This window comes from Nocardia aurantia (assembly GCF_009604425.1).
Lineage (GTDB): Bacteria > Actinomycetota > Actinomycetes > Mycobacteriales > Mycobacteriaceae > Nocardia > Nocardia aurantia.
In genome coordinates this window covers 1-22,083 of sequence record NZ_WEGI01000003.1, presented here as the reverse complement: position 1 = coordinate 22,083, position 22,083 = coordinate 1, and the positions used below count along the sequence as shown (strand labels likewise).

Annotated in this window: 20 protein-coding genes, 1 rRNA gene and 1 pseudogene; 4 read left to right on the top strand and 18 right to left on the bottom strand. The window is 69.2% G+C overall.

What is annotated here, in order from left to right; translation table 11 throughout:
• Window positions 1–6: 6 nt before the first annotated feature.
• The 6 genes from NRB56_RS38235 to NRB56_RS06600 form a co-directional block, all read right to left on the bottom strand.
• Window positions 7–1,095, bottom strand: a complete 1,089-nt coding sequence (locus NRB56_RS38235) for a pseudouridine synthase (RefSeq protein WP_319942663.1) — start codon at window positions 1,093–1,095, stop codon at window positions 7–9.
• Window positions 1,096–1,684: 589 nt separating this feature from the next.
• Window positions 1,685–2,389, bottom strand: coding sequence for an SMC-Scp complex subunit ScpB (scpB, locus tag NRB56_RS06620; protein ID WP_227837385.1), 705 nt, complete (start codon window positions 2,387–2,389; stop codon window positions 1,685–1,687).
• A 2-nt stretch (window positions 2,390–2,391) separates the two neighbouring features.
• Window positions 2,392–3,228 (bottom strand): segregation and condensation protein A, encoded by an 837-nt coding sequence (locus tag NRB56_RS06615; RefSeq protein ID WP_153339665.1) that lies wholly within the window; start codon window positions 3,226–3,228, stop codon window positions 2,392–2,394.
• The gene (locus NRB56_RS06610; RefSeq protein ID WP_153340323.1) at window positions 3,225–4,166 is read right to left on the bottom strand and encodes a ParA family protein; all 942 of its coding nucleotides are present in this window, start codon (window positions 4,164–4,166) and stop codon (window positions 3,225–3,227) included. Before NRB56_RS06610 ends, NRB56_RS06615 begins: the two co-directional genes overlap by 4 nt.
• Window positions 4,167–4,526: 360 nt before the next feature.
• A complete protein-coding gene (gene xerD, locus NRB56_RS06605) occupies window positions 4,527–5,450 on the bottom strand; it encodes a site-specific tyrosine recombinase XerD (protein ID WP_319942662.1) in 924 nt (307 codons plus the stop codon).
• A gap of 284 nt (window positions 5,451–5,734) precedes the next feature.
• Entirely contained in the window at window positions 5,735–6,457 is a 723-nt protein-coding gene (locus NRB56_RS06600) for a hypothetical protein (protein ID WP_153339664.1), read from the bottom strand.
• A 114-nt stretch (window positions 6,458–6,571) separates the two neighbouring features.
• Here NRB56_RS06600 and NRB56_RS06595 point away from each other — a divergent pair, with 114 nt between their 5' ends.
• A complete protein-coding gene (locus tag NRB56_RS06595; RefSeq protein ID WP_153339663.1) occupies window positions 6,572–6,934 on the top strand; it encodes an ArsR/SmtB family transcription factor in 363 nt (120 codons plus the stop codon).
• 78 nt (window positions 6,935–7,012) lie between these two features.
• Window positions 7,013–7,309, top strand: coding sequence for a hypothetical protein (locus tag NRB56_RS06590; protein WP_153339662.1), 297 nt, complete (start codon window positions 7,013–7,015; stop codon window positions 7,307–7,309).
• Between the two features lie 40 nt (window positions 7,310–7,349).
• Here the strand turns inward: NRB56_RS06590 and NRB56_RS06585 are convergent, their stop codons facing one another.
• From NRB56_RS06585 to steA, 4 genes are all read right to left on the bottom strand, one after another.
• Entirely contained in the window at window positions 7,350–8,000 is a 651-nt protein-coding gene (locus NRB56_RS06585; protein WP_319942758.1) for an NUDIX hydrolase, read from the bottom strand.
• A gap of 26 nt (window positions 8,001–8,026) precedes the next feature.
• The gene (locus NRB56_RS06580) at window positions 8,027–9,775 is read right to left on the bottom strand and encodes a CTP synthase (protein ID WP_406603444.1); all 1,749 of its coding nucleotides are present in this window, start codon (window positions 9,773–9,775) and stop codon (window positions 8,027–8,029) included.
• Between the two features lie 159 nt (window positions 9,776–9,934).
• Complete coding sequence (locus NRB56_RS06575) at window positions 9,935–10,873, bottom strand: copper transporter (protein ID WP_153339661.1); 939 nt, start codon at window positions 10,871–10,873, stop codon at window positions 9,935–9,937.
• A 7-nt stretch (window positions 10,874–10,880) separates the two neighbouring features.
• A complete protein-coding gene (gene steA, locus NRB56_RS06570; RefSeq protein WP_153339660.1) occupies window positions 10,881–12,095 on the bottom strand; it encodes a putative cytokinetic ring protein SteA in 1,215 nt (404 codons plus the stop codon).
• 149 nt (window positions 12,096–12,244) lie between these two features.
• Here steA and NRB56_RS06565 point away from each other — a divergent pair, with 149 nt between their 5' ends.
• Window positions 12,245–12,667, top strand: a complete 423-nt coding sequence (locus tag NRB56_RS06565; RefSeq protein WP_153339659.1) for an SRPBCC family protein — start codon at window positions 12,245–12,247, stop codon at window positions 12,665–12,667.
• A 48-nt stretch (window positions 12,668–12,715) separates the two neighbouring features.
• Here NRB56_RS06565 and NRB56_RS06560 read toward each other — a convergent pair whose 3' ends face one another.
• The 5 genes from NRB56_RS06560 to NRB56_RS06540 are packed head-to-tail and all read right to left on the bottom strand — an operon-like array spanning window position 12,716 to window position 17,078.
• The gene (locus NRB56_RS06560; protein WP_153339658.1) at window positions 12,716–13,132 is read right to left on the bottom strand and encodes a hypothetical protein; all 417 of its coding nucleotides are present in this window, start codon (window positions 13,130–13,132) and stop codon (window positions 12,716–12,718) included.
• 54 nt (window positions 13,133–13,186) lie between these two features.
• Window positions 13,187–14,977, bottom strand: coding sequence for a DNA repair protein RecN (gene recN / locus NRB56_RS06555; RefSeq protein ID WP_319942660.1), 1,791 nt, complete (start codon window positions 14,975–14,977; stop codon window positions 13,187–13,189).
• Window positions 14,955–15,953 carry an NAD kinase gene (locus NRB56_RS06550; protein ID WP_319942659.1) on the bottom strand — a complete coding sequence of 333 codons (999 nt, stop codon included), beginning with the start codon at window positions 15,951–15,953 and terminating at the stop codon, window positions 14,955–14,957. The genes recN and NRB56_RS06550 overlap by 23 nt, the downstream gene beginning before the upstream one ends.
• Entirely contained in the window at window positions 15,950–16,789 is an 840-nt protein-coding gene (locus NRB56_RS06545) for a TlyA family RNA methyltransferase (protein ID WP_319942658.1), read from the bottom strand. The genes NRB56_RS06550 and NRB56_RS06545 overlap by 4 nt, the downstream gene beginning before the upstream one ends.
• A gap of 1 nt (window position 16,790) precedes the next feature.
• Window positions 16,791–17,078, bottom strand: coding sequence for a hypothetical protein (locus NRB56_RS06540; RefSeq protein WP_153339657.1), 288 nt, complete (start codon window positions 17,076–17,078; stop codon window positions 16,791–16,793).
• A 305-nt stretch (window positions 17,079–17,383) separates the two neighbouring features.
• On the opposite strand from NRB56_RS06540, the gene NRB56_RS06535 reads away from it, so the two are divergent.
• Window positions 17,384–18,115, top strand: coding sequence for a YdcF family protein (locus NRB56_RS06535; RefSeq protein ID WP_153339656.1), 732 nt, complete (start codon window positions 17,384–17,386; stop codon window positions 18,113–18,115).
• Between the two features lie 21 nt (window positions 18,116–18,136).
• Here NRB56_RS06535 and NRB56_RS06530 read toward each other — a convergent pair whose 3' ends face one another.
• The 3 genes and pseudogenes from NRB56_RS06530 to rrf form a co-directional block, all read right to left on the bottom strand.
• A complete protein-coding gene (locus tag NRB56_RS06530) occupies window positions 18,137–19,030 on the bottom strand; it encodes an HAD-IIA family hydrolase (protein ID WP_319942657.1) in 894 nt (297 codons plus the stop codon).
• Window positions 19,031–19,135: 105 nt separating this feature from the next.
• Window positions 19,136–20,025 (bottom strand): annotated as a pseudogene (locus NRB56_RS06525) (hypothetical protein); the annotation flags it as partial.
• Window positions 20,026–21,960: 1,935 nt separating this feature from the next.
• Window positions 21,961–22,077 (bottom strand): 5S ribosomal RNA (gene rrf / locus NRB56_RS06515).
• Window positions 22,078–22,083: the final 6 nt, after the last annotated feature.

Sequence of the window (22,083 nt, the reverse complement as noted above, 5' to 3'; positions counted from 1 at the left end):
CACCGCTCACAACGACACCGCCTCGTACATTTTTCCGATTTCGTCGCGACCGAGCACCCGCAGGGTGCCGGGCCGTTGGTCGCCGAGTGCGACCGGGCCGATATGCGTTCGGACCAGCGCGATCACCGGATGACCGACCTCGGCCAGCAGGCGGCGGACGATGTGCTTGCGGCCCTCGTGCAGCACCACCTTGACCAGCGATCGGCCCTCGCCGTACTCCAGCACCTGGAACCGGTCGACCTTCGCGGGACCGTCCTCGAGCTCGACGCCCTGGTGGAGCAGCTTGCTCGTCTCGCGCTTCACCTCACCGTGCACGGTGGCCAGATAGGTCTTCGACACCTGGTACGACGGATGCATCAGCCGATGCGCGAGATCGCCGTCGTTGGTGAGCAGCAGCAGGCCCTCGGTGTCGGCGTCGAGACGGCCGACATGGAACAGCCGCTGTCCGGCCATCACCCGCTCCGCGACCAGGTCGCCGACGCAGGGCCGGTTCATCTCGTCGGACATGGTCGACTGCCAGCCCTTCGGCTTGTTGAGCGCGAGGTACACCTGCTCCTCGCGCACGACGACGCGCACGCCGTCGACCCGCACAACCGCCGTCTCGGGATCGATCCGCAGGCCCTGCTCGCGCACGGTGATGCCGTCGACCTCGACCCGGCCCTCGTCGATGAGCTCCTCGGCCGCGCGGCGGGAGGCCACGCCGGCCTTGGCCAGCACCTTCTGCAGCCGCTCGCCCTCACCCCAGGGCAGCTTCTTCGGGCTCGGGACCTCCGCGACCGCGTCGACGTTCTGCCGCCGGGCGGGTTTGGCGAAACTCAGCACGGTCGGCTGGCGTTTCTGCCGCTCGGGCTTCGTCTTGCGTGGCTGCCTCGGCGGCACCGGACGGCCACCGCCGGATCCGGTCGAGCCGCTGCCGCGCTCGGGGCCGCGACCCCCGTCGCGACCGGCCCGGCCGCCGTCGCCGTAGCCACCGCGACCGCTGTCGCCGTAGCCGTCGCGACCGGTCCCCGGCCGGCCACCTCGGCCCGCGACCGCGCCGCGGCCCTCCGTGCCACGTCCACCGCCGGCCGCGCCCCGGGACGTGCCGCGGTCCACACCGCGGCCGCCGCGTGCGTCGTCACCGTAGCCGCCGCGCGACGATCCGCCGCGGCCGGAGTTGCGGTCTCCCCGGCCTGCGGAGTCGCCGTACGAACCGCGGGAAGAGTCACCATACGAACCGCGCGACGACTCGCCGTACCGGCTCTGTCCGTAGTCGCGGGACCGGCCGGAATCCCCGTACCCCGCACGACCCGAACCATCGCGGCCGTAGTCGCGGGATCCGGTACGACCGGAGTCGCCGTATCCCCGGCGGCCGGAGTCCGCGGAACCGCGTCCGCCGGAGCCTCCGCGACCGAAATCACCGGAGCCTCCGCGACCGGAATCACCGCGGCCGCCCCGGCCGGAATCCCCCGCCGACCGGCGGTCACGGTCTCCGTATCCACCGCGTGGCGTGTCGCTGTAGCGACGTTCGCCGTCCCCGTATCCGCGCTCCCCCCGAGCGCTGCGTGGGGACGCGGATCCGCGTCCCCGGCCCGAACCACCTCTGGGTTCGGCGCCACGTTTTCTGTCATCCGGTGTGCCATCTCGGCGAGCGGGTGTGTTCACAGTTCCTCTGGTTGTTCGCAGGCTCCGGTCCGGAGTCCTGTCATTCCTCGGTGCCGAGGTCGATATCCGCCTCGGCGGGTTTCCTGAGCTTGGTGTACCGGGGATCGGTATCCAGGCTTTCGTTGATCTCATCGATCAGGTCGACGCCCGGCAACAGCGGCGCCAACGCCGGCAGGTCCGCCAGCGACGCGAGTCCGATCCGTTCCAGGAACAGCTCGGTGGTGGCATAGAGCGTGCCGTTGGTCTCCGGATCGGCCCCGGCCTCGGCGATGAGGCCGCGGGCCACCAGAGTGCGGATGACGCCGTCGACGTTCACTCCGCGCACGGCACTCACCCGTGCTCGCGTAACCGGTTGACGATAGGCGATGACGGCGAGTGTCTCCAAAGCGGCCCGGGTGAGCTTGGACCGGGACCCGTCGAGCAACATGCGCTCCACATAGGGCGCGTAGTCGGTTCGAGTGTAGTACCGCCAGCCGTCGCCGACGAAGCGCAGGTCGATGCCGCTACCCCGGGCGGTCAGCTCTGCGGACATCTCACGCAGAACTCGTTCCACCCGCGATCCGGCGTCGGCGAGGGCGGCCGCGAGCAGTTCCGTCGGCGCGGGCGCGTCGACCACCAGCAGCATGGCCTCCAGCGCCGCCCGGAACTCGGGTTCGTCGAGGATCTCCGGGGTGACGGGAGCTGCCTCCGTCTCGTCGGCATCCGGCAGCGGTTCGTTTCCCGGCTGGTCGGTGTCGGCGGTCATCGTCACCCGTAATCCTCCTCGAACGTCACCGGCGGTGCCGTCTCGTCGATCTCCCCGATCCAGCTGATCGCCAGCGGACCCAGCGGGTCGGGCTGATCGAACTCGATCGTCTTGCCTCGGTACAACTCCAGCAGCGCCAGGAACCGCGCTACGATCTGGATCGGCAGGTCGCAACCCGCGCAGACCTCCGCGAACGTGGTCCAGGCGCCGACCCCACGGGCCTTCAGCAATTCCAGCACCAGCGCCGCCTGCTCGGCCACCGAGAAGGCATGCGCGTGAATGTGGTCCAGCCCGACTCTGGGCTTGGGCCGGGGCCGGAAGGCCGCCGCGGCGACCTGCGCGAAGGCCGCGGCGTCGACCCCCAGCGTAACCTCCGGCAACAGCGCCAGAAAACGCTCCTCCAGCGACACCGCGCGCGGATAACGGCGCAGCGCCACCGATTCCAGCTCGCCGAGCAGCTCGGCGACCTGCTTGAACGCCCGATATTGCAGCAATCGGGCGAACAGCAGGTCCCGGGCCTCCAGCAACGCCAGGTCCTCTTCGTCGGACACCTCGCCGGACGGCAGCAACCGGGCCGCCTTGAGATCCAGCAAGGTGGCCGCCACCACCAGGAATTCCGTGGTCTGGTCGAGGATTTTGTCCGCGCGCAGCGTCGTGTCCTGATCCAGGCTCGCGGTGAGCTGGCGGGTGTACGCAATGAATTCATCGGTGACCTGGTGCAACGCCACTTCGGTGACGTCCAGGCGGCGCTGGCTGATCAACTGCAACAACAGGTCGAACGGACCCTCGAAGTTGCTCAGCCGCAAATGGAACCCGGCCGGTCTATCGGTTTCGCTCAACGGCCCGACCGGTGAATGACTTCCCGTGCCATCGCGCGATAGGCCTCGGCGCCGCCGGATTTCGGCGCCCAGGTGGTGATCGGCTCCCCCGCCACACTGGCGTCGGGGAACCGCACGGTGCGAGCGATCACCGTGTCGTAGACCAGATCCCCGAACACCTCGACGACCCGGCTCATGACCTGCCGGGAGTGCAGCAATCGCGCATCGAACATGGTGACCAGGATGCCGTCCAGGGTCAGCCGCTGGTTCAGCCGGTCCCGCACCTTCTCGACGGTGTCGGTGAGCAGCGCCAGCCCGCGCAGCGAGAAGTACTCGCACTCCATCGGAATGATCACGCCGTCGGCGCAGGCCAGCGCGTTCACGGTCAGCAGGCCCAGCGAAGGCTGGCAGTCGATGAGGACGTAGTCGTAGCGATCGCCCAGCGGCGCGAGCGCCCGGCCCAGGGTCTGCTCCCGGCCGACCTCGTTGACCAGCTGGATTTCCGCCGCCGACAGATCGATGTTGCTTGGCAGCAGGTCCATGCCGTCGACCTTGGTGTTCATCAGAACGTCGTCGATGCGGGCGCGGCCGCCGACGAGCAGGTTGTGCACGGTGAGATCGAGGTCGTGGTGCGCGACACCGAGACCCGCGGACAACGCGCCCTGCGGATCCAGATCGACGAGCAGCACTCTGCGGCCGTACTCCGCGAGCGCAGCACCGAGGTTGATGGTGGATGTGGTTTTGCCGACGCCGCCCTTCTGATTGCACATGGCGACGATCAGTGCGTCACCGTTGCGGGACACCGGGGGTGGAGCGGGGATGTCGCGCAACGGGCGTCCGGTCGGTCCGATTTCGGTGCCGTCCGCCACGATGTCTTTAGCCTCCCATAATGTTTGGGCCGCTTGCTCGATCCGCTGGCCTGGTCGGGTATTCGAAAGCGGTTCTGCCGCAGCTCGCATCGGCTGCTCCGACGCATCGGCTGTCGTCATATCCGCTGCTCCTTCGATATTCCTGCCTCGCCCCGCCCCCATCTCGGCAAGGCGGTCGCCCAGCGCCGGCGGGGGCGTTGTGCAGCACCGCCGCAGCGCACCGGGACCTAATAGACGCTACCGCCTAGAAGCGCAAGAGCGACGCTCGGACACGCATTGTGAGCTGCCCCTGACAGCGTGTCGCTCCACGATTCGGTCCCGGAATGCTGGACAGCGTTGGCCGAGCACGGATTACATCATCCGTCACTTCCGCACCCGGCGTCGGCGTGTCGCGAACGCTACCGTTCCCGAACACACCCGGCGTTCCGGTCGACCGGAGAGTATTCGCACTCAGCGAGCCCGCGGATGTGCCGTCGCCCACACTTCGTGCAGAGTGTTCACCGTCACCAATGTGTAGATCTGCGTCGTGGTCACCGACGCGTGCCCCAGCAGTTCCTGCACCACACGAACATCCGCGCCGCCGTCCAGCAGATGGGTGGCGAAGGAATGCCGCAGGGTGTGCGGCGACACCGCTGCCACGATGCCGGCGCGCCCCGCCGCGTCCTGCAGCACCTGCCAGGCGCTCTGCCGGGACAGCCGGCCGCCGCGAACATTGAGGAACAGCGCGGGATTACCGAGACCGTGCGCCGACAGGGCCGGGCGGCCCCGCACCAGATAGGCCTCCACCGCGGCGAGCGCGGGCCGGCCCACCGGAACCATGCGCTGCTTACCGCCCTTGCCGTGCAACAACACCGCGCGATCGACGGCATCGAGATCGTCGACATCCAGGCCGACCACCTCGGAGATCCGAGCTCCGGTGGAATACAACAGTTCCAGCATCGCGCGGTCGCGCAGACCGCGCGGACCGCCGTCGGACACCCCGCCGCCGGCCGCATCGAGCAGTCGTGAAATCTGTTCGTAGGGAAGGGCTTTCGGCAATCGACGGGCAGGTGTGGGCGGTTTCACCGGGTGGGCCACATCGGCGGCGGCCAAGCCCTCGGCGGCCGCGAAGCGATGCAGCCCGCGGACGGCCACCAGGGCGCGCGCCGCGGAACTGGCGGCCAGCGGCGGATATCCGTGCTCGCCGGCCCGCAGCGACACCATGAAATCGGCGATATCGCCCTCGCCGACCTCGGCCAGCCCGCCGATCCCGCGCTGCGTCAAGAACTCCCGATACCGGTCCAGGTCACGCCGATAGGCACTCAAGGTGTTGCGCGCGGCCCCGCGCTCGACCGTCATATGGTCGAGGTAGGCCCCGATCTGCCGCGCCAGCACCGTACCCCGCCTATCGGAGCGACAGCGGTAGTAGCCCGGAAACCGCTGCGCGCACGAGCGGCGACGGAGCCGGAACAGCGCGGACGACGGTCATCGCACCATCATTGCAGCCACCACCGACAATCTCGCCGATCGAAACCCACCGGGGCGGCGAGGAGCGATACCGGGGCCGAGCGGAACGGTTGCCGGGGCCGCCGCCCCTGCCTGCGTGCGCCGGCCCGGCTCTCGGACCGAGTACATCGCGGGGATTCGCCGCGCGGCCGCGTCGGCCCCGGCTCCGCCGCTCAGACGACGTTGCCCGCGACCAGGATTCCGATGATCGCCAGCACCGCGGCGGTGATCAGGTTGGCGTTCCGGTCGATCCGCACACCACGCAACCGATATCCGGCGAGCGCACCGAGGGTCGTCGCCACCATGATCGTCGCGATGGTGACACCGGCGAAGACGATCAGCGTGCCGGCGGCCGCGGTCGATCCCACCGCGCCGGCCGCCAGGAACACCGGCAGAATGGTCAGATCCGGCGAGGCGGCCGCGCCGAAAGGAACCGCGAAGGCGAGCAACCGGGAAAGCCTGCCGCGATCCCCGGCCCGAGTGCGCGCACCGCGACTCTCGTGCTCGTGCTCGTGCTCGTGCTCGTGCTCGTGCTCGTGAGCACCGTGCCGGTGTCCGCCGGGTTCGTCGTGGCGGTGCCCGTGTCCCCGGCCGAGCAGTTCCAGCGCGGCGAGCGCCACCCCGGTGGCGATCAGCACCCCGCCCACCACGAGGCCCTCCCGTCGCTCCACCACGTCGCGGAACTGCAATCCGATGCCGATCACGACGGCACCCAGGATCAGCGACAGCGCGACGTGCGCCAGACCCGCCAGCGCGGACAGCCGCAGCACCCCGGGCAGCGGAGTGCGCCGGGCACGGGCCAGCACCGCGAGCGGGACCCAGTGATCCGGCAGTACCGCGTGCCCGAAACCAGCGCCGGCCGCCGCGGCGAGCAGTGCGGGAGCGACGAAACTCATACCCGAAATATACACTCATCTTCGCATTCGTGAAGATGAGAAAATGACGACCACCCTGCCGGGCACACCCTGCTGTCACACTGGGTGGGCAGGCCGTAACGGAAGGGCGACGCGATGACCCCGGGTGAGACGACCGCGCGGACGACCCCCGCCGGGCACGCCGAGCGGCTGACCGACCAGCAGGTCGAACAGGCCGTGCGGATGTTGTCCATGCTGGCCGAGCCGACCCGGCTGCGACTGCTGTGGGCCCTGCGCGACGACGAACTCGGCGTCACCGCGCTCGCCGAGGCGGCCGGGTGCACACCCACCGCCGCCAGCCAGCATCTGTCCAAATTGCGACTGGTCGGTCTGGTGCAACAACGCGCCGACGGTCGCGCCCGGCTGTACCGACTGTCCGGCGGACACGTTCTGCGCCTGGTCGCCGAGGCATTGGCCCAGGCCGAGCACACTGTCGCCGGGCTCCCCCATCACGGTTGAGCGAAGGATCCCGGCTGGATCGGTTTCACCGGAGCGTCGCTGGATACTCGCCAGGCGGGACCGAAAGGAGATGACAACATGCTGATGCTTACTCCCACTGCCGTCGAGGCCGTTCGTTCGTTGACGTCCACGGCGGGTACGCCCGAGGATGCGGGCCTGCGGATCTCCACCAACGACGGTGCGCAGACGCTCGAACTCGCGGTTGCCGCCGCTCCGGCCGAACACGACCGGATCGTCGACACCGCGGGATCCAAGGTCTTCCTGGATGAACAGGCGGCCGAATTCCTCGATGACAAGGTGCTCGATACGAGCCTGGACGAGAGCGGGCGTAGTGCCTTCGTTCTCGCTCCGCAGGTGGGCACCGCGGGCAACTGATCTCGGCGGCCGCCCGGGCACCCGGCCCGGGCGGCCGTTCTCAATCCTGGTTACCGGTGGTTCCGGCGGATTTCCGCTTCAGGAAGTCCGCCGGCATCCCCGCCCACGGCGCATCGGCCGGCCGGGGCGCGATTCCCTTGTCCCGCACCGCGGCCAGCGCCAGAATTCCGGCGATGGCCGTGGCATTCACGATCTCACCGGACAGCGCCGCGCGCACCGCCTCGTCCAGCGGCATCCGCAGCACCCGCAGGTCCGCCTCCTCCATTTCCGGAGTGGGACGGTCTGTTTCGGACAGGCCGGTGGCCAGATAGATCCGCAGCGCCTCGTCCGTGAATCCGGGCGACAACGCCATCTCCACCAGAGTCGACCAACTGGCAGCGGCCAGCCCGGTCTCCTCGGCCAACTCCCGCTCCGCGGCGGCCAGCGGCGACTCGCCCGGCTCATCGAGCAGACCGGCCGGCAGTTCCAGCAGTCGGCGCCCGATCGGATGCCGGTACTGATCGATCAGCACCAGATTGCCGTCGTCGTCGACCGCGACAACCGCTACGGCGCCGTACTTCTCGACCACCTCGCGCTGTGCGACGTGACCGCCGGGCATCACCACCTGATCCAGGCGCAGGGCCAGGATCGCGCCCGAGTACACAGTGCGGGAGGACACCCGTTCGAACTCGTGGGTGCCCGCCGCACTGATCGGCGACGGATCGCCGGCCGGATCACTCACCGCGCCACCCGCTCCGCCTCGTCGGCAGCGATCCCGTCCGGAATCTCGACCGGAAGCTGTTCGGCCGCAAGGTATTTCAACGCCGCGTTGATCAACCCGGAGAACAGCGGATGCGGCCGGGTCGGGCGGCTCTTCAACTCCGGATGCGCCTGCGTCGCAACGAAATACGGATGCACATCGGCGGGCAGTTCGACGAATTCGACCAGATGCCCGTCCGGCGAGGTACCGCTGAACCGCAGACCGCTCTTCGCGATCCGGTCTCGATAGGCGTTGTTCACCTCGTAGCGGTGCCGGTGCCGCTCGGAAACCTCGGTCGCACCGTAGGCCTGCGCCACCACCGAACCCGGCTGCAGCACAGCGGGATACGCGCCGAGGCGCATGGTGCCGCCGAGATCCGCCTCACCGGCCACGGCCTGCTCCTGATCGGCCATCGTGGAGATCACCGGATGCTGTGTCTCCGGCTCGAATTCGGCCGAGTTGGCATCGGTGAGCCCCACCGACCGCGCGGCCTCGATGACCACGCACTGCAGACCGAGACACAGGCCCAGCAACGGGATGCCGTGGCTGCGGGCGTAGCGGATGGCACCCACCTTGCCCTCGATCCCGCGAATGCCGAAGCCGCCCGGGATGAGCACCGCGTGCACGTCCTCGAGATGCGCGGCCGCCCCCGCGGGGGTCTCGCAGTCGTCGGACTGCACCCAGCGGATGTTCACCTTGGCCCGTGCCGCGAAACCGCCGGCGCGCAGCGCCTCGGTGACCGACAGATAGGCGTCGGGCAGGTCCACATACTTGCCGACGAGTGCGACCGTGACCGCCTCGCGCGGATTGTGCACCCGGTCCAGCAGATCACCCCACACCGTCCAGTCGACGTCGCGGAACGGCAGGCCCAGCCGCCGCACCACATAGGCGTCCAGGCCCTCGCGGTGCAGTACACGCGGAATGTCGTAGATCGACGGCGCGTCCGGGGTGGAGATGCACGCGTCGACGTCGACGTCGCACATCAGCGCGATCTTGTTCTTCAGCGGCTGCGGCACGTCGCGGTCGCAGCGCAGGATCAGCGCGTCGGGCTGGATGCCGATACTGCGCAGCGCCGCGACCGAGTGCTGCGTCGGCTTGGTCTTGAGCTCACCGGAGGGCGCCAGATACGGCACCAGCGATACGTGCAGAAAGAACACGTTATCGCGGCCCACATCGTGGCGGATCTGCCGGGCAGCCTCGAGGAACGGCTGCGATTCGATATCGCCGACGGTGCCACCGATCTCGGTGATCACCACGTCCGGCAGCTGGCCGTCCAGATCGGGCCCGGCCATGGCCAGGACGCGATTCTTGATCTCGTCGGTGATGTGCGGGATGACCTGCACCGTATCGCCGAGGTATTCACCGCGGCGCTCCTTGGCGATCACCGTGGAGTAGACCTGCCCGGTGGTGACGTTGGCGTCCCGGGACAGGTCGCGGTCGAGGAACCGCTCGTAATGACCGACATCCAGATCGGTCTCGGCTCCGTCCTCGGTCACGAACACCTCGCCGTGCTGAAACGGGTTCATGGTCCCGGGATCGACGTTGAGGTACGGATCGAGCTTCTGCATCGTGACGCGGAGACCGCGTGCGGTGAGCAGTTGGCCGAGGCTGGAGGCCGTAAGTCCCTTACCGAGCGAGGAGGCTACACCGCCGCTGACGAAGATGTGCTTGGTAGCCACGTGATGCGTTTGAAGGGGCGAACGCGCCGGAATCCGTGATTGACCCACGGGACTTCACAGTAACACGGAAAACGGAGCGTGAATCACACGCCACGCGGGGTTGCCGCGGGATGACTGAATCCGTTTCCGCCGCTCCGGTCACACCCGCCTCGGCTCCCTCATCCGCACCGGCGGTACCGCCCGCGGCGAATGCTGCGGATACGCCGGTCAGTGCGGCACGACGGTGACGGTGAACGCCGTGGCCCTGGGGCCGATGCCGTACCGGCCGGTGCCACCGGAGAGTTGCTCGCCGAGGGCCAGCGCGGTGGTGATGCGACCCATCTCACGATCGGCGTCGTCGACCGTCGACACCGCCGTGGCCAGCTGGCCGTCGGCACGGACTACCGCGATCGGCCCGCCGTCCCCGGCCGATCCGGGCCGACCGGCCAGCACCACCCCCGCCGAACGAGCGCGCAGCCCCCCGGCGAAGCGTGCGACGATCGAACCCTGGTTGTTCTCCGCGGCCCGCGCGCCGTCGCCGGTCACCACGACCGCGAGCTGCGCCGGTTGCACCTCGCCCGCGGTGAGGAAGCCACCGCCGCGCAGGGTGTCGAGGATCAGGCCTCGCTCCTGCGGGGTGGAACGCTGCGCGCCGCCGGCCGGATCGGTCAGCAGCGCGACCCCGAGCAGGTCCCCGGCCAGGCCGCCCTGGTCGACCGCGGTGGTGGACAGCTGGGCGCCCGCGGGAATCATGTTCGTGACCGCGGTCCGCAACCGGTCCCCCTGCCCGGAGTCCACGAACGCGTCGGTCAGCGCGATCCGGCCCGTCATCGTGGCGCCCGCCGACGTCAGGGCCCGGGTGACAGCGTCCACGTCCTCGGCGTCGGCGTCCGGCGTGGTGAACATCAGCACACTGTGCTCGGCGAGCACTCCGCCGACGATCCGACCACCGGAACGGGCCAGGAAGGCGTCCGACGCCTTCAACTGGTCGGCGAGCCGGCCGTTGGACTCCGCCAGCCCGTCGGCGCGCCGCTGCAATTGCGCGTGATCCGATCGCAGCGACGACAACAGCCCACCGGACAGGGCCTGCGCGCCGAGCACCAGCCCGACCGCCAGGGCGAGGAAGATCGCGGCGATCGAGACGGCATGCTGTCGAAGCGAGATCATGTGCCCCTTACCTGTTGGTGTCGGTGAGCAGGCCGTGCACCCAGACCCGCATGTGATGCCAGACGTCGAGCACGTGATCGACCGCGGGACCACCGGCGTGCGCGACCATCGCCGCGACGATCATCGCGGTCAGGGCGGCCAGTACCACCAGGGCCACCGCCCACATCGACGACCGATGCCGATACAGCGTCGCAACGGCTTTCGCGTCCACCAGTTTCGGCCCCATCTTCAGCCGGGTGAGGAAGGTGGCCGGATTCGACTGCCGGCGACTGCGATCGAAGAAATCGTCCAGCGCCGCCGCGGCGCCGACGGTGACGATCATCGCCGCGCCGTGATGATCGGCCAGCAGCAGTGCGAGATCCGCCGCCGAGCCCGACGACGGGAAGGTGGTCGCACCGATGCCCAGATCCTGGATACGCTCCAAACCCTTGGCGTGCCCGTCGGTATCGGCCGGCAGGATCACCTCGGCGCCGCATTCGAGGGTCCGGCTGGTGATCTCCTCCGGGTCACCGACGATCAGATCGGGCCGGTATCCGGCACGGACCAGCGTGTCGGCGCCGCGCCCGACACCGACCAGGATCGGCAGATACTCCTTGATGAACGGCTTCAGCGCCGCCAGATCCTCACGATGCTCCGGCCCGTCGGCGACCACCACCACATGCCGTTGGCGCATGGACAGTTCCAGCTTCGGCACGCCGAGACCGTCGATCAGCAACGTACTTTCGGTACGGATGAACTCGATGGTGTTGCCCGCGAACGCTTCCAGATGGTCGACCAGGCCCATGCGGGCCTCGATCATCCGTTCCGCGACCGCCGCCTCGGTGAGCACCATGCCCTCGAGCAGCGTTTCGGGGTCCTTCCGGGTAAGTTTGTCGGCGTAGACCACGCCGTCGTGCACGCGCACCCGCGTGCCGTCCTTGATGCGGCCGAACAGGTCCGGGGACACCGCGTCCATCAGCAGGATTCCGTTGGCCACCAGCACTTCCGGGCCCAGATTCGGGTACCGGCCGGAGATCGAGGACGAGGCGTTCACCACGGCCAGCACGCCGGCCTCCACGAGCCGGTCGGCGGTCAGCCGGTCCAGATCCATCTCGTCGAGCACCACGATGTCGCCCGGGCCGACCCGCTTCAGCAACCGACGCGTGTTGCGGTCCACCCGGGCGATGCCGGTCAGGCCCGGTAGCGTATCGGCGTTCCTCGGCGACAAGGTCGGCATCCTCATGAGCTCCGATGATGGCCGTGCGCTATCACCGCATGCGGGAGGCGCGCCGACTGATAGCACATGCACCTGTATGCACGTATCACCGGGCAGTCGTTTGGCCGGTTACATCCCGATATGCTTCGCCTTACTCTCGAGTAAGGAGCTTCGTCATGGCCAGCACCACGGTCGACACCGTCGTCCCCGCCCCGCGTGAGGTCGTGTACCAGCTGTTCGCCGCGCGCGACAGTCTCAACGCCCACCTGCCGATCAACTTCACCCTGCGCAAGCCGGGCACCGGGGAGCTCAACGGGGTGGGGGCGCGATACACGGTCGGACTCGGAGGGGTCGGCATCACCGAGGAGACCACCCGGCTGGTGCCCGGCGAGCGCATCGAATACAAGATCGTGGCGGGCGCTCCGGTGAAGAACCACACCGGCATCATCACCTTCGCCGACGCGCCCGGCGGCACGCTCGTCACCTACAGCATGGAGTCGTACCCGAAGCTCCCGGTGCCGGATCGAATCATGGTCGCGGCACTGCGCGGCCTGATCAACCCGATCCTGTCGGCGGCCCGCAAGGCCGTCGCGAAGTAGGCCGTTCTCCGGCGCGGTGGCGCGATGCTCGCCGCCGCGCCGCGGAACTCATTCCCCGAGCCGGAAGTCCGGGTCGCGCAGCCGCTCCGACGGTGTGCGCGTGGCCAATCCGTGGCCCTGATCGTCGAAGGTGACGAACGAAGCGGACAGATACATCACCGGCATCGTCGCGCCCTCCAGTGGCCGATCCTCCTCGACGATCCGATAGGTCACGTCCTCCGCCGCCGGCAGCTCACCCTCGAGCACATCGCCGTCCTCGACATAGGTGGACCGGAACGGCTCCAGCCGAAGCACTTCCGCACTCAACCTGGTCCATCGGAAGTCGATGCAGTCCGAGGTGTAGGGGCGCGCGTATTCCACGAAACCCACGCCGTCGGACCAGAACGCGAAGACCTCGTCCTCCATCGCCGAGTAGTACCCGGCCTCGACGCTCCACAGTCCGACGATCTCGTCCTCATCCGGCACCCACCCAGTGGACCACGCGGCGGGCCGCGGAGTGCGGCGTTGCGGGAAGTCGGCTCAGCCCGCCGCGGGAGCCGGCGCCCGGCCGCCGGCCTTCTCGGCATCGGCGGTGGCCAGCAGTTCCTCGGCATGCGCCCGGCCGGTCTCGGTGTCGTCGAGACCCGCCAGCATCCGCGCGAGTTCCTTCACCCGCTCGTCGGTGCCGAGGGTGCGCACACCGCTGTTCACGCCCCTGCCGTCGTCGACCTTGTCCACCACGAGGTGGGTATCGGCGAAGGCCGCCACCTGCGGCAGATGCGTCACCACGATCACCTGATGGGTGCGGGCCAACCGGGCCAGTCGTTTGCCGATCTCGACCGCGGCCCGGCCGCCGACCCCCGCGTCGACCTCGTCGAACACCATCGTGGTGCCCTGCTCGGAACTGGACAGCACCACCTCCAGCGCCAGCATCACCCGCGACAGCTCACCACCGGACGCGCTCTTGCTCAACGGCATCGGCTGCGCACCGGAATGCGCCGCGAGCCGGAACTCGACCTCGTCCACACCGGCGCCGCCCGCGTGCAGATCCGTCCCGTCGACGGTGATCGGCGCCGAATCCTGCGCACCAGCCGGCATCGGACGCACCGCGACCTCCAGTTTCGCGCGGCCCATCGCCAGCCCGCCCAGTTCGGCGCTGACCGCCGCCGATAGCTTCTTGGCGGACTTGGTACGCGCCGCGGTGAGCTTCTTCGCCAGCTCACGGACCTGCTCGGCGGCGGTCTCGACATCAGCGGCGAGCCCGGCCAGCGCTTCCTCGGAGACGTCCAGTGACGACAGCCGCTCCCGCGCGTCGTCGGCCCAGGCGATCACGCCGTCGACATCCGGCGCGTACTTGCGGGTCAGCGCCTTCAGCTCGGCCTGCCGGGTGAGCAGCGAGTCCAGCGCACCCGGATCCGACGGCAGATCGGTGAGATAGCTGCTGAGTTCGGTGGTCAGGTCGATCACCACCGAGATCGCCTCGCCGAGCCGCGGCGCCAGCTCGGTCAGCACCGGATCACCGGAACCCTCCAACCGGGCCCGGGCGGTGCCGAGCAGATCCAGCGCGCCCGAACTCTCCCCCGGCGAGTCACCGAGACCGGCCAGCGCGTCGTGCGCCCCGATCGCGGCCTCCCGCAACGAATCCAGATCCGACAGGCGCCGCACCTCCGCCACGATCCGCTCGTCCTCGCCGGCGGTCGGTGCGACCGTGTCGATCTCGGACAGCGAATGCTTCAGCCGGTCGGCCTCGAGCGCCAGCTCCCGGCTGCGCGCGGTGCGTTCCAGCAGTTCGGTGCGGGCCTGTAACCAGGTGCGCCGGGCGAGCCGATACTTGCGGAGCAGATTCGCGACCGGATCGCCGGCGAACCGGTCCAGCGCCTGCAACTGCTGATCGGGCCGCTGCAGCCGCAGCTGATCGTTCTGCCCGTGCACGGTCAGCAGCCGAGCGGTGAAATCGGAGAGCACCGCCGCCGGCACGCTGCGGCCGCCCAGATGAGCCCGGGACCGGCCGTCGCTGCCGACGGTCCGCACCGCGATCACACTGCCGTCGTCGTCGCGGTGCGCGCCTGCGGATTCCAGGACCTTCTCGACCTCGTCGCGCGCGTCGGCGTGCACCTCCTCGACGGTGAACCGGCCCTCCACCACCGCGCGGGCCTCGCCGCGGCGAACCCGGCCTGCGTCGGCGCGGGCCCCACCGAGCAGGTGCAGGCTGGTCACCACCATGGTCTTGCCCGCGCCGGTCTCACCGGTCAGGCAGGTCAGACCCTCGTGGAATTGCGCTGTGGCACTGGATATCACGCCCAGACCGTCAATGCGGATCTCTGTCAGCACTCGTGCTCTCCGTTCGGCGGGGTTCGATCTCCGCACCCGCCCGCTCGGGCCGTCGACCTCGCCAGCCTGTCACGGGCAACTGGAATTTGCGCACCATCCGGTCGGCGAACGGGCTGGAATCCAGCCGCACCCATCGCACCGGTTCGGCCCCGCGCACCGCCTCGAACCGGGCGCCGCGCGGCAGCGCGAGGGTGCGCCGACCGTCCAGGAAAACTATCGCGTCGTGGCCCACCGCAACGGTTTCCACGGCAATTCGCGAATCCGGGCTGGTCACCAGCGGACGCGCGAACAGGGCATGGGCATTGCTCGGGATCACCAGCAACGCCGCGAGTTCCGGCCAGACCACCGGGCCGCCGGCGGAGAACGCGTAGGCGGTCGAGCCGGTCGGGGTCGCGACCAGCACACCGTCACAACCGAATTGCGAGACCGGGCGGCCGTCGACCTCGAGCACGACCTCCAATACGCCCATCCGCATGGCGTTCTCGATGCTGGCCTCGTTCAGCGCCCAGCCGCGCTCCACCACGACATCGTCGACACGGACGCTCACATCGATCGTCATCCGCTGCTCGACGCGGTAGTCGCCGCGAACCACCTGGGCCAGCGCCTCGTCCAGATCCTCGCCCTCGGCCTCGGTGAGAAACCCGATGCGGCCCAGGTTGATTCCCAGCACCGGCACCCGGGCCGGCCGGGCCAGTTCGGCCGCGCGCAGGAAGGTGCCGTCGCCGCCGAGGGCCAGCACCATCTCGCAACCGAGCGCCGCCTGGGCGCAGTGCTCGACGGTCCACACCATGACGTCCTCAGGAACGCTGGTGTCGCAATCGACTTCGGACCCGTCCTCCAGCTTGGTGCCGGCCATCTCGTCCGCGAGCACCCTCAGACCGATGCCGGCTTCGGCGAACATCTTCGCCACCCGATGCGCGGCCTCGGCCAGTTCGCTGCGCCCGGTGTGCGCTACGAGCAGAATCTCCCGCTTCACTGTGGGCCCTCCTCCACCGCCCGCTGCACCAGTTCGGCGATCTCCGACGCCCGCTCACCGGCGCCGGATTCGCCGGACGTGTTCTCCGCCCGGTGCAGCCAGAGAAAATACTCCACGTTGCCGGACGGTCCGGGCAGCGGGCTGGCCACCACCCCGCGCGCGTACAGCCCCGACTCCGCCGCCGCGGCCGCGACCGTGCACACCGCCTCGGCGCGCAGGGCCGGATCGCGCACCACACCGCCGGAGCCTACTCGCTGCTTTCCGACCTCGAACTGCGGTTTCACCATCGGCAGCAGATCGGCGCCCGGCGCGCAGCACTGTGCCAGCGCCGGCAGCACCAGCCCGAGCGAGATGAACGAGAGATCGGCCACCACCACCTGCACCGGCCCGTCGATCGCCGCCGCGGTGAGGGTGCGGACGTTGGTCCGGTCGAACACCCGGACCCGTTCGTCGGTGCGCAGCCGCCAGACCAGTTGGCCGTACCCGACATCCGCCGCGACGACCTCACGCGCACCGCGAGACAACAACACATCGGTGAAACCACCGGTGGACGCCCCGGCATCCAGGCAGCGCTTACCCGCGACACTCAACCCCTGCGGCTCGAAGGCCTCGAGCGCGCCCAATAGTTTGTGCGCCCCGCGGGAAGCCCACTGCACCTCGTCGGGTTCGTCGCGGACGATCAGCGGGGTCGCGGTCTCCACCGCCGTCGCCGGTTTCGACGCGACGGCGCCGTTGATCAGGACGCGGCCCGCACCGATCAACTCGACCGCGTGCTCACGCGAACGCGCGAGACCGCGCCGGACCAGTTCCGCGTCCACTCGTGCGCGCCTGGCCACCTCAGACCTTGTCCACCGTGGCCAGCGCCTGGACCAGGACCTCGTGCGCCTGCTCGAGGATGCGGGCCCGGCGGGTGATGTGGATGCCGGACGGCGGCTCGCCGGGAGCCTGCTCGCCACGCGGTACCGCCGACAGTTCCGACAGCAGCGCACCGATCTCGGCACGCACCCGCTCCGGGTCGGCGAACTCCGCCGGATTACCGCCCTGCAGGTGCTGACCGGGCAGCGGCGCCCCCGGTCGAGGACCGGACGGACCGGGAACGGGCGGACGAGGCGTCGGGGTAGTCATGGTGCCGTCAACGCTACCGGAGACGTCATTCGAACACACGTCCCACGGGCCGTGCAGCGAGTGCGTATGTATCACTCGGCCCGATCCGGCGAATACGGTGAATCACGGCCGCCCTCGCGCCATCCGCCGGCGATCCGGAAACCGATCGGCAGCAATCTTCCGGCACAGTCGACGCTCGGCCTCGAACCATCGACGGACATCCGGATATCGGACATTCCTCGGGTTCGTGACGCGATGCACTCACATCCCGGCAACTTCGCGCGCAACACGTAACCGGCGGGCCCGGGGATTGGCACAATGGCCGCATGCGGCAACTGGAGAAGATCAGCGGCGCTACCCATCGGCCACGACACGGCCGGCCACGACACCTCGGCCCGATCATGGTCGGCGCGGTGGCCGGGTTGGTCACCGTCGCCGCTTCCGAAGCGTTGCACCACCGTGCGTCGCGCCGCGGATTCGGCGACGAATCGGGCTGGGACACAGCCGGATCGGACGGCACCGAGGCAGTCGTGGTGCTCGGCTACCCGTCCCGGCCCGACGGCAGCACCCATCCGCTGCAGCGCTGGCGGTGCCGCATCGCGGCGCGCTCGATGCACCAGGACGGCATCGTGGTCTTCACCGGCGGCGCGGTGCGACGGAAACAGGCCGAGGCGGACGTGATGGCTCGCTACGCCTGCGACGTGCTCGGTATCCCCGCCGGTCGCATCGTCACCGAGACGCGGGCCCGAAGCACGTGGCAGAACATCGAATTCAGCATCCCGCTGATCGAACACGCGGACCGCATCCGCGTGGTGTCCGATCCGATGCACGCCGCCAGAGCTCGCCGCTACCTGCGAATCCAACGTCCCGACCTGGCCACTCGCCTCGCCCCGGCCGCGGACTACCGCCTGCTCGAGCAATGGTGGTTGAAAGTGCCGACCGCTGCCCACGAACTCGCCGCCGTCGCACGCCGCCGCGCAGGGCGAATGCTCGTCCGCACGGGCCGCGTGGACACCACCACCATGCCGACGCCCGTCACAACCATGGCGTCGGCATAACCGATCCGTGGTGACGCCGGGTCAGGAGGCGAGGGGGATGGCGCGGCCGGGGTACCGGTGGAGCAGTTCGGTCAACTCGTCGGCGAGATCGCCGGCATCGGGTGCGATCGGATCCACCTCGGCCACTGGATGATTCAGTGCGTCGAGGGTATCGGCGACGTAGCTCGGCAGTCGATCCGCGGGTTGCTTGCGGAGATCGGTGAGGGTGCTGACACCGGTGAGGACAAGCAGTGACGGCAGGTCCACGCAGTGGGCGCCGTCGATGTCGGTGTCCAGCCGGTCACCGACCACCAGCGCCGAACGCGTGCCGGCTCGGGTCAGGGCGTCCTCGAGCAAGGGTGCGTACGGCTTGCCCGCGACGATCGGTTCCAGATCGGTCGCTGCCCGCAGCGCTGCCACCATCGCACCGTTGCCCGGCGCGAGACCACGTTCCAGCGGAAGCGTCGCATCGGTGTTGGCGGCCACCCACAGGGCTCCGGCGCGCAGTGCGAACGATGCCTCCGCCAGATCCGGCCAGGCCGTCTGCGGGGAATGGCCTTGGACCACGGCGTCGGGCCGATCGGCGTCGAATCGCCGGATCGGCCGCAGGCCGACACTCGCTATCTCGGCGGCCAGGTCGTCGGTTCCGACGACCAGGACCGTCGAACCCGGCGCCAGACGACCGGCCAGCACGTGCGCGGCCGCCTGTGCACTGGTGACGACATCGTCTTCGGTTGCGCGATAACCCATTCCGGCCAGATGCTCCGCGACCGAGGCCGCGGACCGGCTGGCGTTGTTGGTGACGTACACCAGCGTCTGCGCGCTGGATTCACCCGAGAGTGCTTCCGGCGCACCGGGAACGACCACGTTCCCGCGATACAGGGTGCCGTCGAGGTCCAGCAGCAGCGCACCGAACCGTTCTCGTAACTGCGTCACCGGATCCACCTGACTTCGCGTTCTCTACTGTTCGTCTTCCGAACGATCGGAATCGCCTGTATCCGAAGGGTTCTCGGCATCCTCCGCGTCCGGGTCGCCGATACCCAGTTCCTCGGCGCGCCACTCGGCGTCGGTCTCGCCGTCGACATCGGCCGACGCGGCGTTGAGGAACCACTGCAGTGCGTCGTCCCGGCGTTCCGCTGCCAGCAGGGCCTCGGCGTAGGCGTAGAACAGCCGTGCCGCGGCCGGGCCGGTGCGTTCGGGGTCGAGATCGGGGGTCTGCAGGCTCACGACGGCCTGGTCGTATTGACCGAGGTCCATGCGCGCGCCGGCGACCACGATCCGCAACTCCGCTGCCTCGTCGCCGCTGAGCTGGCGGGCCTCGTCACTGCGGCCGAGCTCGATCGCCCGCTCGGGGCGGCCGAGACCGCGTTCGCAGTCGGCCATCACCGCGAGCAGGCCCGCGCCGCCGGACATCCGGCGAGCGGTACGCAGTTCGGACAGGGCCTCGGCCCATTCGCCCGCGTGATAGGCGGTGACGCCTGCGGTTTCACGGACGACCGCGATGCGGCCCGCGCGCTGGCGGGCGGCCCGGGCATGAGCCAGTGCCTGCTCGGGGTCGTCGACGATCAGGTCCGCGGCCATCACCAGATGACGGGCAACGGCTTCGGCGTTGTTCTTGTCCAGGCTGAGCAGGTCACGGCGAATCGCCGAGTCGAGGTCCGAGGCCTGCACATCGTCCGGAATCGGGGGCTCGTCGGGACGACCGGCACGACGATCGTCACCGCGGCCGCCGGCGACATAGGCGCCTTCGCCGCCACGACGGCGTTCCCGGTAATCGCCGGAGTACTCGGCCGCTTCTCGCTCAGTGGTGTCGGCGGGGCCGGCTGTTTCGAACTCGCCTTTCCCGTCCCGGGTTTCGCTGTCTTCCTCGTCGAGTTCCCGGTCCTCTTCATCGAATTCGGAGTCGGCCCCGTCGAATTCGCGATCATCATCCGCGTCGAGGTCTTCCTCCTCGAATTCGCGGTCGTCGTCATCCGTATCGAGGTCGTCTTCGTCGAATTCGTCGTCCTCGTCGAGGTCTTCGTCATCGCGAGCGACGCCGTCCTCGTCCAACTCGTCTTCGTCGCGGGCAATATCGTCCTCGTCGCGGACAACAGCCTCGGCATCGGCGGCATGGGTGCCGACGAATTCCACGACGTCGCCGGCGTCGTCGACGATTTCATGATCGAGACCGGACTCGGCGGCATTCCGGAAGTCGCGATCCTCGTCCGGTCGGCGGGCGGACTCGCTGCGCCGGAAACCCCGGCGATCGTCGGAACGGCCATCGCGTTCGCGATCGGGCCGGTCGAACCCACGCCGCTCGCCCCGGTCGGAGCCGCGGCCCTCGGAACGATCGAAACCACCGCGCCGGTCGTCCGAGCGGCCACTACCGCCACGACGATCATCGGAACGATCGAAACCACCGCGATCTGCTCGCGGGCGATCGAAAGTCCGGCCGCCACCATCGCGATCGAAACCACCACGACGATCATCCGGACGGCCGCCGCGCCCTTGCGGGCGGTCGAAACCACCGCGCCGATCGTCCGAGCGGCCACTACCGCCACGACGATCATCGGAACGATCGAAGCCGCCCCGGTCCCCGCGCGGGCGATCGAAAGTCCGGCCGCCACCTTCACGGTCGAACCCGCCACGACGATCATCGGTCCGGTCGGAACCGCCACGATCAACACGGGGACGATCGAAATTGCGCTCTCCACCCGAGCGATTGAAGCCACCCCGATTATCGCCCGAGCGATTGAAGCCACCGCGATTGTCGCCCGAGCGATCAGAGCCTCCGCGGTCTCCGCCCGAGCGATTGAAGCCGCCGCGATTGTCGTCCGAGCGGCGGTTCCCACCGGAACGGTCGAAGCCGCCGCTGCGACGGTCGTCGGAGCGACCGAATCCGCCCCTGCGGTCATCCGAACGCTCGGATCCACGTCCTTCGGACCTGTTGAATCCGCCGCGCCGATCGTCCGAATGGCCGTAACCACCACGACGATCATCGGTCCGGTCGAACCCACCGCGATCTCCGCGCGGCCGATCGACGTTGCGGTCTCCGCCCGAGCGGTTGAAGCCACCACGCCGGTCGTCGCCACCGCGCCGGTCATCGGATCGATCGAATCCACCACGGCCGCCCTCGTCGCGCCGGCCGTAACCGCGCCGATCGTCGGAACCGCCGAAGTTGTCGCGGCGCTCACCGGAGCGGCCGTAACCGCCACGGTCACCACCACCGGAGCGGTTGAAGCCGCCTCGATTGTCGTCCGAACGACCGGAGCCGCGATCTCCGCCGGAACGATCGAAACCGCCCCGACGATCATCGGATCGGCCCGGTCGGTCGCCGCCGGCACGATCGGAACCACTGCGCCGGTCGTCGGATCGGCCATAGCCACGATCGCCACCGGACCGGTTGGACCCACCGCGGTTGTCGTCGGATCGGCCATAGCCACGGTCCCCACCGGACCGGTTGTAGCCCCCGCGGTCGCCGGAACCACCCCGGCTGTCATTGCCTCGATCGTTATCGCGGCCGAAACCGCCTCGGTCACTGCCGGATCGGCGGAATCCGCCGGAACGTCGATCGCCGGAGCCTTCGTCGCGCCGGTCCCCGCGGGACTCGTCGTCCCTGCGTATCGGCCTGTCCGAGCCACTCGATCCCTGACCGGCACTGCTCCGGCGGAAAGGCTTCCGACCGTCGTTGTGCTCCGTCACAGTGATCCTCTCTGTTCCTGCTCGGTACCCGACCGCGGCGTTCGAACCCGCGTGCGGTGGGATGGGCCGGCGACCCGTCCGACTCAAATTCAATCACGCCCGCGCACGGCCGCAGCCGGGCGGTACAAGTTCGTAAACGTCGAAAAGGGGACCCTGATCGGGCCCCCTTTTCGGGAAATATGTTCCGGCGGTGTCCTACTCTCCCACACCCTGGCGAGTGCAGTACCATCGGCGCTGGCAGGCTTAGCTTCCGGGTTCGGAATGGGACCGGGCGTTTCCCCACCGCTATAACCGCCGTAACTCTA